At 64.0% G+C, this 12,467-nt stretch carries 17 protein-coding genes and 1 pseudogene; 7 read left to right on the plus strand and 11 right to left on the minus strand.

Going from position 1 to position 12,467, the window contains the following annotated elements; translation table 11 throughout:
- Positions 1-141: 141 nt before the first annotated feature.
- Together RMO18_RS20170 and RMO18_RS20175 are read right to left on the minus strand one after the other, a co-directional pair.
- Positions 142-420 carry a hypothetical protein gene (locus RMO18_RS20170; protein ID WP_309668310.1) on the minus strand — a complete coding sequence of 93 codons (279 nt, stop codon included), beginning with the start codon at positions 418-420 and terminating at the stop codon, positions 142-144.
- Positions 417-1,136: a molybdopterin-binding protein gene (locus RMO18_RS20175; RefSeq protein WP_309668311.1), complete on the minus strand. Its 720-nt coding sequence runs from the start codon at positions 1,134-1,136 to the stop codon at positions 417-419. Before RMO18_RS20175 ends, RMO18_RS20170 begins: the two co-directional genes overlap by 4 nt.
- A 132-nt stretch (positions 1,137-1,268) precedes the next feature.
- On the opposite strand from RMO18_RS20175, the gene map reads away from it, so the two are divergent.
- Positions 1,269-2,069 carry a type I methionyl aminopeptidase gene (gene map, locus RMO18_RS20180; protein ID WP_309668326.1) on the plus strand — a complete coding sequence of 267 codons (801 nt, stop codon included), beginning with the start codon at positions 1,269-1,271 and terminating at the stop codon, positions 2,067-2,069.
- A gap of 4 nt (positions 2,070-2,073) precedes the next feature.
- On the opposite strand, the gene RMO18_RS20185 is transcribed toward map, so the two are convergent.
- The 6 genes and pseudogenes from RMO18_RS20185 to RMO18_RS21175 form a co-directional block, all read right to left on the minus strand.
- Positions 2,074-2,409 carry a hypothetical protein gene (locus tag RMO18_RS20185; RefSeq protein WP_309668312.1) on the minus strand — a complete coding sequence of 112 codons (336 nt, stop codon included), beginning with the start codon at positions 2,407-2,409 and terminating at the stop codon, positions 2,074-2,076.
- A gap of 26 nt (positions 2,410-2,435) precedes the next feature.
- Positions 2,436-3,203 (minus strand): DUF6478 family protein, encoded by a 768-nt coding sequence (locus RMO18_RS20190; RefSeq protein ID WP_309668313.1) that lies wholly within the window; start codon positions 3,201-3,203, stop codon positions 2,436-2,438.
- An 81-nt stretch (positions 3,204-3,284) separates the two neighbouring features.
- A complete protein-coding gene (locus RMO18_RS20195; protein WP_309668314.1) occupies positions 3,285-3,860 on the minus strand; it encodes a hypothetical protein in 576 nt (191 codons plus the stop codon).
- Positions 3,841-5,577 (minus strand): dihydroxy-acid dehydratase, encoded by a 1,737-nt coding sequence (ilvD, locus tag RMO18_RS20200; protein WP_309668315.1) that lies wholly within the window; start codon positions 5,575-5,577, stop codon positions 3,841-3,843. Before ilvD ends, RMO18_RS20195 begins: the two co-directional genes overlap by 20 nt.
- Before the next feature lie 117 nt (positions 5,578-5,694).
- Complete coding sequence (locus RMO18_RS20205; RefSeq protein WP_309668316.1) at positions 5,695-6,369, minus strand: hypothetical protein; 675 nt, start codon at positions 6,367-6,369, stop codon at positions 5,695-5,697.
- A 15-nt stretch (positions 6,370-6,384) separates the two neighbouring features.
- Positions 6,385-6,480, minus strand: a pseudogene (locus RMO18_RS21175) (zinc-ribbon domain-containing protein); the annotation flags it as partial.
- 187 nt (positions 6,481-6,667) lie between these two features.
- Here RMO18_RS21175 and RMO18_RS20210 point away from each other — a divergent pair.
- Genes RMO18_RS20210 through RMO18_RS20230 form a run of 5 tightly spaced genes read left to right on the plus strand, consistent with a single transcriptional unit; the run spans position 6,668 to position 9,896 of the window.
- Entirely contained in the window at positions 6,668-7,339 is a 672-nt protein-coding gene (locus tag RMO18_RS20210; protein WP_309668317.1) for an ATP-binding cassette domain-containing protein, read from the plus strand.
- Positions 7,336-8,232, plus strand: coding sequence for a cell division protein FtsX (locus RMO18_RS20215; protein WP_309668318.1), 897 nt, complete (start codon positions 7,336-7,338; stop codon positions 8,230-8,232). Before RMO18_RS20210 ends, RMO18_RS20215 begins: the two co-directional genes overlap by 4 nt.
- Positions 8,229-8,957, plus strand: a complete 729-nt coding sequence (locus RMO18_RS20220) for a 1-acyl-sn-glycerol-3-phosphate acyltransferase (RefSeq protein WP_309668319.1) — start codon at positions 8,229-8,231, stop codon at positions 8,955-8,957. Before RMO18_RS20215 ends, RMO18_RS20220 begins: the two co-directional genes overlap by 4 nt.
- Before the next feature lies 1 nt (position 8,958).
- Positions 8,959-9,291: a TfoX/Sxy family protein gene (locus RMO18_RS20225; RefSeq protein WP_309668320.1), complete on the plus strand. Its 333-nt coding sequence runs from the start codon at positions 8,959-8,961 to the stop codon at positions 9,289-9,291.
- Positions 9,291-9,896 (plus strand): pyridoxamine 5'-phosphate oxidase family protein, encoded by a 606-nt coding sequence (locus RMO18_RS20230; protein ID WP_309668321.1) that lies wholly within the window; start codon positions 9,291-9,293, stop codon positions 9,894-9,896. The genes RMO18_RS20225 and RMO18_RS20230 overlap by 1 nt, the downstream gene beginning before the upstream one ends.
- 3 nt (positions 9,897-9,899) lie before the next feature.
- Here RMO18_RS20230 and RMO18_RS20235 read toward each other — a convergent pair whose 3' ends face one another.
- The 3 genes from RMO18_RS20235 to RMO18_RS20245 are packed head-to-tail and all read right to left on the minus strand — an operon-like array spanning position 9,900 to position 11,679.
- Positions 9,900-10,409 (minus strand): hypothetical protein, encoded by a 510-nt coding sequence (locus RMO18_RS20235; protein WP_309668322.1) that lies wholly within the window; start codon positions 10,407-10,409, stop codon positions 9,900-9,902.
- Positions 10,406-10,723, minus strand: coding sequence for a multidrug efflux SMR transporter (locus RMO18_RS20240; protein ID WP_309668323.1), 318 nt, complete (start codon positions 10,721-10,723; stop codon positions 10,406-10,408). Before RMO18_RS20240 ends, RMO18_RS20235 begins: the two co-directional genes overlap by 4 nt.
- The gene (locus RMO18_RS20245; protein WP_309668324.1) at positions 10,720-11,679 is read right to left on the minus strand and encodes an acetyl-CoA carboxylase carboxyltransferase subunit alpha; all 960 of its coding nucleotides are present in this window, start codon (positions 11,677-11,679) and stop codon (positions 10,720-10,722) included. The genes RMO18_RS20240 and RMO18_RS20245 overlap by 4 nt, the downstream gene beginning before the upstream one ends.
- A gap of 159 nt (positions 11,680-11,838) precedes the next feature.
- Here RMO18_RS20245 and RMO18_RS20250 point away from each other — a divergent pair.
- The coding region (locus RMO18_RS20250; protein ID WP_309668325.1) for a phytanoyl-CoA dioxygenase family protein at positions 11,839-12,467 on the plus strand (629 nt) is incomplete at its 3' end.

The following is a 12,467-nucleotide window of genomic DNA, read 5'->3' on the forward strand; positions in this document are numbered from 1 at the left end:
CTTCGGGCCGGCCACCCGGTCCATCACCGCCACGCGCGCCGGTCCGATCCCGCCTTCGTTCCACAGGCTGCGGGCAATCTGCAGGGGCGGCCAATGGTCAAAGGCGGCAAGCGCGGGCAGATCGCCGGTCAGGTCCGCCACCTAGGCCGCATAGGCCACAACCGGATCAACAATCCGGTCTCCGCGTGCCGCAAGTGCCAGATCCAAAGCGCTGTCCCCGGCGCGGATCAGGAACAGGGGTACCGCCATCTCCGCCTCGGCTGCCGCAAGATCACCGTCGCTCCACACACCGTCACACGATGCGGCCGACACCCGCTTGCCGCCCCCGGCCCCGTCACGCAATGAAAACGGCCCGCAAGGCCAGACCCACGCCGCCGGCCATGTGTCCTCCATGATCCGGGCAAGGGTGGCGGGGGTCATCCAAACATCCGCGTCAGTTTCAGCATCGCTTCATTCAGAAGGGCGGCGTCGGTGCCGCGGATCACCAGATTGGTGCCATGCGCCCCGTTTTGCAGGAACGGGTAAGACCCCATCGACAGGGCCGGATAGTCTGCCGCCAGATCACCGAACGGCCCGGCAATTTCGCCCTCGCCCCGGTTCACCCGCAGCGACTGGCTCAGCAGGGGTGCGCCACCGGTCAGCTTTGGCAACAGGCTGGCCAGCATCGCCTGAAATATGTTCGGCACCCCGGCCATCACATGCAGGTTGCGCAGGGTGAAGCCGGGTGCCGTCGACACCGGGTTATCAATAAGCACTGCCCCTTCGGGAATGCGCGCCATCCGCTGGCGCGCGTCGTTGAACGGCAGGCCAGCGCGGTCGTAATGGGCGGCCAGCAAGGCCATGGCGTCCGCCCGGTGGCCAATGCTTGCCCCCATCGCATCCGCCACGGCATCGGCGGTGATGTCGTCATGCGTGGGCCCGATGCCGCCGCTGGTGAACACATGGTCAAAGCTGGCCGACAGCGCCCGCAGCGCCGCCACGATGGCCGCGTGATCATCGGCCACAACCCGCACTTCGGCCAAGGTAATGCCGATCCGGGTCAACTCTCCGGCAAGGGTGTACATGTTCGAATCGCGCGTGCGTCCCGACAGAATTTCGTCACCAATCACCAGCATTGCCGCTGTCGGATTTGCCATCGCCTGCCGCCTCCCTGCTCACTTCTTCGGGTATAGCCTTGCGGCGCAGGCTTTCAAAGCCCGCCCCTATGGCCATTTCCATCGCCCATGCATATGTAGGCGGCGAAACGAAAGGCTACAGCCGTGGACGAAATGCGCGCCCGCATCACCAAGGATGGGATCCGTATCTATGAGGATGCGGATTTCGCTGGCATGCGCACCGCAGGCCGCGTCGCCGCCGAGATTCTGGATGCCGTGATCCCGCTGGTTGCCCCCGGCGTGACCACCGCCTCGATCGACGATTTCATCACCGCTGAAATTGCCCGGCGCGGCGTGACTTCGGCCACCATCGGATACAAGGGTTACCAGCACGCCTCGTGCATTTCGGTGAACCATGTCGTCTGCCACGGCATCCCGGGGCCAAAGGTGCTGGCGGATGGTGATATTCTGAACATCGACGTGACCGTGATCGTCGACGGCTGGTTTGGCGACACCAGCCGGATGTACGTGGCGGGCGCCCTTGCACGCAAATCCGAACGCCTGATCGAGGTTACCCACGAAGGCCTGATGCGCGGCATTGCAGCGGTGAAGCCCGGGAACACGTTTGGCGACATTGGCCACGCGATCCAATCCTACGTCGAGGCCCAGCGCATGTCGGTGGTGCGCGATTTCTGCGGCCATGGCCTTGGGCGGGTGTTCCATTCGCCGCCAAACGTGCTGCATTACGGCCGCGCTGGTACCGGCCCGGTGCTGGAGGAAGGCATGTTCTTCACCATCGAGCCGATGGTGAACCTTGGCCGCCCCGAAACCAAGGTCCTCGCCGATGACTGGACCGCCGTCACCCGCGACAAATCCCTGTCGGCGCAATATGAACATTCGGTCGGCGTCACCGCCACAGGATGCGAGATTTTCACCCTCTCGCCCGCAGGCAGGTTTCACCCCACCTGGGCCTGACCATTCAGCCCGCAGTTTCCACGCAATGCCGCCGGAAGGCGCGCTTCAGCATGTCCAGCTCGGCGCGCAGATCGTCTTCCATCGCAACCCCGGTGATCACGGTGAAATGCGCCAGCGTCCGGCCCTGCGCACTGATCAGAAAGGTCTGCACCCCGTCGTGCAACAGCTCGGCCGGGATCGGCACGCGCACCAGAAAGCTCGCGTTGTCCGCTGCCCCAACCTGCACCCCGGCCAATGCCCGGCCCAGATGCGTTACCTCCAGCCCGGGCGCCTCTGCACCCGCGCCGGTCAGAATGCCCTCCCAGACGCCTGCAACAATGCGGGTCCCGGTCAGTGTCATCGCGTTCTGTGCTGTCATCACGGCCCTCAAATGTCGGCGCGGGGGCGGCGGCTGACCGTCACGTCACGCAATGTGATCCGGTTCATCGCGGGGCGCTCAAAGATCAGGTCAAGCCACATGTTCTCCACACGCCTTTCATCAAACTTGCTGTAGGCAAGGTCGAACTCGGCCACTTGAGGGCCGGACCTTGGCAGTTCACGCAGTATCTGCTCCACGTTCGGCCCATGTTTGATGTTGAGCCGGGCAAAGATCTCCACCGGCCGCTTGACCGCAATTGTCGTTTCCAGCCGGATCACGTGGCGCAGCCTCAGTCCCGAAACCGCCTCTTGCGGCAGGGTGATCGCCAGCGACAGGAACGATCCGTCAAAGCCGAACATCTCGGCCGTCAGCCCGTATCCGGCAAGGTCCGCAGGGTCCCGGTTGCGCATTTGCCGGACCACCAGTTCCGGCGCGGTGCAGTCGTGAAACAGCACCACATCATCACTGATCGGCGTCTTGCTGGTACTGACCGCAATCCCGGCCGAAGCGACTGGCCCGCGCCAGACATCGGGCCGCCAGATCCAGTCGGTGCCCAGCTGCTTTCGCTCGTTTGTGCCAATCCGTGGCGCGCTCAGCCGGGCTTCGGCGGCATGGATCACCCGGTCAACCTCGCGGCGCAGGCTGCGCGCCCGCCCGCGCCATATCCGCAGGGCGTTCAGGTCCATTTCGGGCGCTTGTGCTGCGGCGCGTGACCAACGTTCCTGCGCCTTGCGGAGCATTACGACTTCCAGAAAGCTGCCGAACCGTTCTGCCATTGCGTTTTGTCCCTGCCGCTGTTCACCAGCGGCGCGTTTGTTATCCTGCCAAAACCACGCGACAGGAATCCTTTTTTCTGTCTAGGCGGGCGGGTTTGCGCGCTGCAGCGCAGTAATCGTGCGGTCCAGCAACAGTTTTCCCTCAGCCGAAGTCAGCGGCCGCCCCTCGGGCGGGGTCACTGCAAGTGTTACCAGCCGCCCCCTGATCCCCAGCACGGCGCGCCAGTACTCGCCAATCGCGGCATCGTTCAGATGCAGGATCACGACCCCATCGCCTGCCAGAACCTCTTGCACCGCCACTGTTTCGGCGCGGCCATCGCGGCTTAGCACGGCGCGGCCTTCTGCTGACGCGAAATAGCGCGCCAACCCGTCAGTGCCCGCTGCCATCACCGACGCAGACCCGGTTTCGCCAATCGTTGCCGTGATTGCAGCTGCCGGCACGTCTGCGGAGTCCGAGCAGCGCCCGATGAACATTACCGCGCTTTCACCCGCCGTTTGGCTGGCCGCCGTATCGATGCAATAGCCGCGCGGGGCCGCCACGACGATGCTCCCCCCAAGGATCGAAGCCGAGCTTGATCCGGAGGGCGATCCCGCCCCCCCCGCCACGCAACCGCCCAGCAGCAGGCTCAGCGCAAGGCTACTGATCCATGTAGACATGGCTCTCGCCCTTGGCACCGGGATGGGTGATCGCGCCCCAGCGCGCGCCGCCCACCAGACGGGCAAACTTGTGCACCGCGCCACTGGTGTAGGCCGTCTTGCGCGGCCCCTTCCAGTCGGCCTTGCGCGCGGCCAGCTCGGCATCGCTCAACGCCACCGAAAGCTCACCGGTCAGCGCGTTCAGCGTGATCATGTCGCCATTGCGCAGCAGGGCTATCGGCCCGCCATGCGCGGCTTCCGGCCCGACATGCCCCACACAGAAACCCCGTGTGGCACCCGAAAAACGCCCATCGGTGATCAAAGCCACCTTCTTGCCCATGCCTTGCCCGCTAAGGGCCGCCGTGGTCGACAGCATTTCGCGCATCCCCGGCCCGCCTGCGGGGCCTTCGTTACGGATGACGATCACCTCGCCCTCCTTGTATTCGCGCGCCTTTACGGCGGCAAAGGCGTCTTCCTCGCATTCGAAAACCCGCGCCGGGCCACTGAACACTTGCTCTTCCTCGGTCATGCCTGCGACTTTGACGATCGCACCGTCTGGGCAGATGTTGCCCTTCAGGCCCACCACGCCGCCGGTTTTCGACAGCGGTGCCGACACCGGATAGATCACCCGGCCATCAGCCTCGCCACGGATCTCGTCCAGCTCCTCGCCCAGCGTGCGGCCGGATGCGGTGATGCAATCCAGATGCATCAGCCCGGTCTTGGCCAGTTCCTTCATCACCACGGGCACGCCACCAACCTCATAAAGATCCTTGGCCACATAGGCGCCACCGGGGCGCAGGTTAACGAAATAGGGCGTGTCGCGCATGATATCGGCCACATCGAACAGGTCAAAGTCGATCCCGGCCTCATGCGCCATCGCGGGCAGATGCAGCGCCGCATTGGTGCTGCCCCCGGTGCAGGCCACCACGCGTGCAGCATTCTGCAGGGACTTCAAAGTCACCACATCGCGGGCGCGGATGTTCTTTTCAATCAGGTTCATCACCGCCACGCCCGAGGCCTCGCCATACTGGTCGCGGCTCTCGTAGGGCGCAGGCGCGCCGGATGAATTCAGCAAGGCCAGACCAATCGCCTCGGACACGCAGGCCATCGTATTGGCCGTATACTGCGCGCCGCACGCCCCGCTGGACGGGCAGGCCACCCGCTCCATGATGTCCAGCTCGGCCTCAGACATCGCCCCGGCCTGCACTTTGCCGACCGCTTCGAACATGTCCTGCACGGTGATGTCGCGGCCCAGATACCGGCCCGGAAGGATCGACCCGCCATACAGAAACACCGACGGCACGTTCAGCCGGATCATCGCCATCATCATCCCCGGCAGCGATTTGTCGCAGCCGGCAAGCCCCACCAGCGCGTCATAGCAATGCCCGCGCATCGTAAGCTCCACCGTGTCGGCAATGGCATCGCGGCTGGCCAGCGACGACCGCATCCCCTCATGCCCCATCGCGATCCCGTCGGTCACCGTGATGGTGGTGAACTCCCGAGGCGTGCCGCCACCCTTCTTGACGCCATGCTTGACGATCTGCGCCTGCCGGTTCAGCGCGATGTTGCACGGGGCCGCTTCGTTCCAGCAGGTGGCAACGCCAACCCAAGGTTGGTGAATCTCCTCCTCGGTGATCCCCATGGCATAGAAATAGCTGCGATGCGGGGCGCGCGCCGGGCCCTCGGTCACATGCCGGCTGGGAAGTTTCGATTTGTCGAAGCGCTGGTTGTTGGTCATCTGCGGATCCTCCCCCGGGAATTTGGCTGCTTTTGGATAAGGGGGCAGCGGGGGAGGGGCAAGACCGAATAGCGCGGCACCCTGGCCTTAGAACAGCACCTGACCCGCCGCGCCGCCTCAGCCTTCGCCGTTGATCGCCATGGTGGCTGATTGCATCAACCCGTCCAGTTGCAGCCGCATCATATCGACAAATCCGACATAGGCCGACAACGGGCGTTCAAGGGCCGGCACCTGCGACGACAGCTGCGGCGCGGTCAGATAGGCAACCAGCCCCAGAACCGCAATCACCATCATCATCATGAAACCGCTGCGAAAGCTACTCCGGCCGCGCTCGGCTTCCGCCGCTGCGCCCGCTTCGGCATCGTCCACTTCAGCGCGCTCCGACGGGCGCAGCGTCGAGTTGATTTCTTCCACGTCAGGCAACAGATCGCGCCGCGCCGAAGGTTTTGCCGCCACTTCAGCGTCTTCGCCCCGCAGCGTAGCCGTGCGTTTCTGGGCGGCATTCATCGACGCTTCGATGCCAAGATCCGACTGCATCTCAAGCGGCCGGCCCTCTGCATTGCGCGCGCTCACTTCGCGCTCCGCTTCGTCCCGCAAGATCGCCAGAACGGATTCGTCCACGCCATACCCCGTGGAGGCCGCAGCTGCGGTTTGGGGCACTGGCTGGGGGGCGGCCTCGGGTGCATGTACCGGATCTGCAGGTTTTTGTGCGGCTTCGGCCTCGACCACTGGGTCCGGCTCCTGCATCGGGGCCGGTGGGGTAACCACAGCAGCCGCCTTGCTTGGCTTCATCTGAAACCAGGCATGGCTGCAATTTGCGCACTGGACGTCGCGCCCCCCTTCCGGGATCGCATCATCCGGCACTTCATACTTCGCATCGCAATTCGGGCAAACCAACCGCATTGTAATCCCTCAAAGCCTATTTCCGGCTCCCCCGTTTCTTTTGTAACGCTGATCTTCAGCTACTCCAAGGGTTTGTGTCTATCTCTTGTGTAATCCTTTAACCCTGTGCGATGGAAAGCGCAGTTGCGTCGCAAATGTGTGGCGTTTCTGCCTCGACATTGGCCCGAAATACGGCGGGGAGACTGTCTTGATAAGTTTTGATAACGTTGCCTACAGTTATGGCGGGGGCGAATTGTTGTCCGACGTGTCGTTGCGTTTGGCCCCCGGTTCGTTTCATTTTCTGACAGGTCCGTCCGGGTCCGGGAAATCCACCTTCCTGAAACTTGCTTATGCCGAACTTTTGCCGACAGCCGGCCACGTCACGCTGTTTGACCGCGAAGTGCGCAGCCTGTCGCGCGACGATGTCGCCCGAACCCGCCGCCGGATTGGCATCGTGCATCAGGATTGCAAGTTTCTGGATCATCTGTCGCTGGCGGCAAACATGGCGCTTCCCTTCACGGTGTCCGATCGGGAAAGTGACCCGCAGGATCTGGACGATTTGCTAAGCTGGGTAGGATTGAAGCATTTGGCCAACGCATTGCCGCCGTCACTGTCGGGGGGTGAACGTCAGCGCGCCGCACTGGCCCGCGCTGTGATCGTGGGCCCTGACGTGATCCTCGCAGACGAGCCGACCGGAAATGTCGACTGGGAGATGTCGCTGCGCCTGTTGGCCCTACTGGTCGAACTTAACAAGATGGGCAAGACGATCCTTGTTGCCACCCATGATCTGAACTTGATCCGTCAGGCAAAGGCGCAGGTGCCGGCACGGGTGCTGCGCATTTCCAAACAGCGCGTGCAACTTGCGGGTGCCGATCTGTGAAGCAGCCCGCCTCCAAACCGATAGCGCCGGGAAAGACGCCGCTGCGTGTTGTGCCACCCTCCGGGCCAACCGCAATCCTGACCACGTTCACCGCAGGCGCAATGACCTTTCTTTGTGTCTTCGCACTTGCGCTTTCGCTTGCGTCGGGCCGGTTGGCGGAACGCTGGTCCGGGGCCCTGGCCCGCACCGCAACCATCCGCCTGTCCGCCCCGGCTGATCAGATGCAGATGCAGACCGATGCGATCCTGGCCTTGCTTGCCACCACGCCCGGCGTCGCCTCGTCCCGCGCCCTCAGCGATGCCGAACAGCGCAAATTGCTAGAACCGTGGTTCGGCCCCGATCTGCCGCTGGAAACCCTGCCCATCCCCCGCTTGATCGAGATCGTCGAAGATGAGACCGGCTATGACAGCGAAGGTCTGCGTCAGCGCCTCGCCGCCGAGGCCCCCGGCGCGGTGCTGGACGATCACACCCGCTGGCGTCGCCCGCTGGCCGAGGCCGCGGTGCGCCTGCGCCTGCTGGGCGTTTTGTCGATTGGTCTGATCGGTGCCGCGATGGCCGCGATGATCACCCTTGCGGCCGGTGCCGCCCTTGCCGCCAATGCCGAGGTGATCCGCGTCCTGCGTCTTGTTGGTGCCAAAGACAGCTACATTGCCCGCGCCTTCGTGCGCCGCTTCACCCTGCGCACCCTTTCGGGTGCGGCCGTGGGTGCTGCGGCCGGGTTGCTCGGGGTGGCACTTCTGCCTGCAGCCGATGCCGCTGGCGGGTTTCTGACCGGGCTTGGCTTTACCGGTCTGGGCTGGCTCTGGCCTTTTGCCCTGCCACCGATTGCAGCTTTAGTTGCCTTTCTTTCCACCCGCCGCGCCGCCTTTGCGAAATTGAAGGAGCTGACATGATAGCGATCCGCTGGCTCCTCTCGTTGCTGTTCATCGTGCAGATGTACATCGCGATGGCCGTCATCGCCGTTTGCTTTGCCCCCTGGGCGGTGGTTTCGCGCCACGGTGCGCGCATGGCCTGCAAGACCTTCTGCCGCTGGGTGTTCCTGACCCTCCGCATCCTGTGCGGCCTGCGCTGCGAAGTGCGCGGCACCCCACCGGATGCCGAGGCAATGGTCGCAGCCAAGCACCAAAGCTTTCTGGACATCATGCTGATCTTCAATGCGGTCCCGGCGGGCAAGTTCATCATGAAACGGGAACTGATCTTCGCCCCGTTCCTTGGGCAATACGCGCTTCGCATCGGCTCTGTGCCGGTGAACCGTGGCAAACGCGGTGCGGCCATCGCCAAGATGAAGGCAGATGTCGCCGCCGGTGCAGCCGAGCCGGGCCAGCTTATCATCTACCCGCAAGGCACCCGCGTCGCGCCGGGTGTCGCCAAGCCCTACAAAGTCGGCTCTGGCCTGCTGTATGAACAACTTGCCCAGCCCTGCTATCCGGTGGCCACCAATGTCGGTGTGTTCTGGCCCAAACGCGGCATCCTGCGCCACCCCGGTCTTGCCGTCGTGGAATTCCTGCCGCCGATCCTTCCCGGAAAACCCGTGGCAGAATTCATGGCCGAACTTGAATCCAGCGTCGAAGCCGCCTCAGACCGGCTGATGGCCGAGGCCGGCTTCAAGGGGGTCTGAGATGTCAACCGCCGCCACCACCATCGACCATCTCTTGGATACCCTCGCCGCGCTGCCGCTGTCCGCCCGCAAGATGTTTGGCGAATACGCGCTGTATCTGGATGGCAAGGTCGTGGCGCTGGTCTGCGATGACCAGCTTTTCGTCAAGGCAACGCCCGGCGCAGTGACAGCCCTTCCCAGCACCCCGCTTGGCGCCCCCTATCCCGGTGCAAAGGGTCACCTCTTGGTTACGGACGCGCTGGATGATCCCGATGGGGTCATCATGGCGCTGCGGGCCGTCGCAGCATCCCTGCCGCCGCCAAAACCCAAGACCAAGCCCCCGAAAGGCCCGTGATGGACTGGATCACCTCGACCGACGCGCTGCACGCGCATTACGGCACCCCCAGCCAGCCCGCGACCGTCAAGGTCACCCCGCATCTGACCGCCGCCTACCGCGCCTGGATCGAACGGTCGCGGTTCTGCGTGCTGACCACCGTCGGCCCCGACGGCACAGATGGCTCACCGCGCGGCGATGACGGGCCGGTGGTTGCGATCCTTGATCCGCAAACGCTGGCCATGCCCGACTGGAAAGGCAACGACCGGATTGATTCCCTCCGCAATATCGTCCGCGACGGTCGGGTCAGCCTGATGTTCATGGTCCCCGGCGCCAACAACGTCCTGCGCATCAACGGCACCGCCCGCCTGACTGCCGACCCAAGCCTCCGCCAGCGCTTTGCCCGCGACAGCGCCCTGCCCCGCACCGTCATCGTCATCCGCACCGCCGAGGTTTATTCCCAATGCGCCCGCGCGCTCATCCGTTCGGGACTGTGGACGTCGGGCGACCAATCCGTCGGCCTGCCATCGGTCGGCGACATGCTGCGCGAGATTACCGCAGGCGGCATCGACGGGCAGGCCTATGATGCCGCCTGGCCCGGACGCGCCGCCAAGACGATGTGGTAGCCGTCAACTCAGCGGGCAGTCCGCCACCGCCAGATCAATCGCCAGCGTCGAGCTTGGCCCGTAGCCCAGCCCCGACACGTTGATGAAAAGCGCGCCACCCTCGGCCCGCACATCGCCGGGCTTCACCGGCATCGTGGTGCCCTTGGGGTCCACCGCCACGGCATCAAACAGCGCGCAGTCGGTTTCGAACCGCAGCACATAGCCGTTGAACTTTGCCACATAAAACCGCCCGATTCCCGCAGGGTAGCTCAACTCGATCCGCGTCGGCCCGATCTCTACGGTCACCGGCACCACATCAAGCCCCGCAGTCCCCCCCTCCCGGTCCAGCCCGAATTCCACGCCGCTGCCCACCATCACCGTGCGCCCGCGTGCGATGAATATCGGTGCTGCCGGATCGTCCCAGGTTTCCACCGTAAACGTCACCAGCCGCCCTTCCAGCGTGCCTTCCGCCAGCACCGGAAAAGCCAGTACCTGCCCCGCCAGCAGCGCCGCCAGAATCACCGCCCGGGTCATGCGAACTTCAGCACGGCGATCCCCGCGATGACCAGGGCCACCCCCGCCACCCGCATCGCGTTCACCGGCTCGTCAAACAGGAACACCGCCGCAATCGCCGTGCCCGCCGCCCCGATCCCGACCCAGACCGCATAAGCCGTCCCCACCGGCAGCGATTTCATCGCCGTGCTCAGCAGCACAAAACTGCCCACCACCGCGATTGCGGTAATCACACTGGGCCAGAACCGGGTGAAACCGTCAGAATACTTCAGGCCCAGCGCCCAGACCATCTCCAGTATCCCCGCCAACAGGACCAGAACCCAAGGGTTGGTCACGCGGCCAGGCCCTTCGACCCCATCTCAAGGAACTTCTGCCGCCGATCCTTGATCAGCGCGTCCGGCTTTTTGCCCGACAATTCCTTCAGCATCATCTCGATCGCCTTGCCCACCGCATCGATCGCCTCTTTCGGCGCGCGCTGGGCCCCGCCCAGTGGTTCCTTGACGATCCGGTCAATGATGCCCAGCTTTTGCAGGTCCTGCGCCGTCAGCCGCAATGCCGCTGCCGCCTCGCGCATCCGTTCGGCGTCTTTCCACAGGATTGACGCACAGCCTTCCGGCGTGATCACCGAATAGACCGAATGCTCCAGCATCGCCACGCGGTTGGCGGTGGCAAAGGCCACGGCCCCGCCCGACCCGCCTTCGCCGATGATCACCGAAATCAGCGGCACGCCGATGGCAAGGCACTTCTCGGTTGACCGCGCAATCGCTTCGGCCTGCCCACGCTCTTCGGCGCCTTTGCCGGGATAGGCGCCGGGCGTGTCGACCAGCGTGATCACCGGCAGGTGAAACCGGTCCGCCAGATCCATCAGCCTGATCGCCTTGCGATATCCCTCAGGCCGCGCCATGCCGAAGTTGCGTTCGATCCGGCTTTTGGTGTCGTTGCCCTTTTCCTGACCGATCACCAGCACGGGCTGATCGTTGAACCGGGCCAGCCCCCCCATCACCGCGTGGTCATCAGCAAAGGCACGATCCCCGGCAAGCGAGGTGAATTCGGTGAACAGGGTTTCGATGTAATCCTTGCAATGTGGCCGGTCCGGGTGCCGCGCCACCAGGCATTTCTGCCACGCACTCAGATTCTTGTAGAGATCGCGCAACGCAGCATCTGCCTTGCGGTCCAACCCTTCGGCCTCTTTCGACACATCCATCCCTGGGTTGGTCTTGGCCATGGCGCGCAGCTCTTCGGCCTTGCCCTCAATCTCGGCGAGGGGCTTTTCAAACTCGAGGTAGTTCATGCGATCTTCCTTCCGGGGACAGGTTCTATATGCCCTCGCCCCGGGCTTGATGCAACTCGTCAGCGCTTGGCCATTCGGAGGCCGCTTCATTGTCGCCGATTGCTTGGAAGGGTCGACCGGCTATAACTGATAAGATCATATTGGATCGGGGGAACTAAGTTGAGTATTGAAACCGCAGAGACCGGAGCCAATCTGACGGACGCCACGCCCGACATCAGTGCGGACGTGGACACGTTGAACCGTGATGGCATCATAGGCCGGAAAGGCGCCTTCAGCCGCGATTTCGCCGACGCGATGCGCGAAGACATGATGACCGCCTTCTGGAAGGCGATCCAGCGCCCCGGTGGCGCGATTGGACGCGGGCCGCGGCGCTGGTATGTCGAGATCCATCCGCAGGAATTCGGCGGCTTCGTCGAATTGACCACCCACCCTTGGGTCGTGGCAATGTGCAGCGCTGTCCTCGGCCCCGATTACCGTATCGTCGAGATCGGTTTCGACACCCCGTTCCAGGGGGCGAAAAACCAGCCCTGGCACCGCGATTTCCCCGCACCCGTTGACACCTGGAGCGACCGCCGGATCACTTCGCTCGCGTTCAATCTGACCGGCGTCGATGTGACACCCGATATGGGACCGTTCGAAGTGGCACCCGGCACCCAGTTCGACGACGGGCGCGACTGGACGCACGAGATGTTCCCCGACCGCAGCATCTGGAACCGGTTCGCATCTCGTGGCGTGAAGAAGTATCCTCAGATGGGCGACATCTCTTGCCGCTCGGCCCTGACCGTGCA

The organism is Tabrizicola sp. (assembly GCF_031377265.1).
GTDB lineage: Bacteria > Pseudomonadota > Alphaproteobacteria > Rhodobacterales > Rhodobacteraceae > JAUYQR01.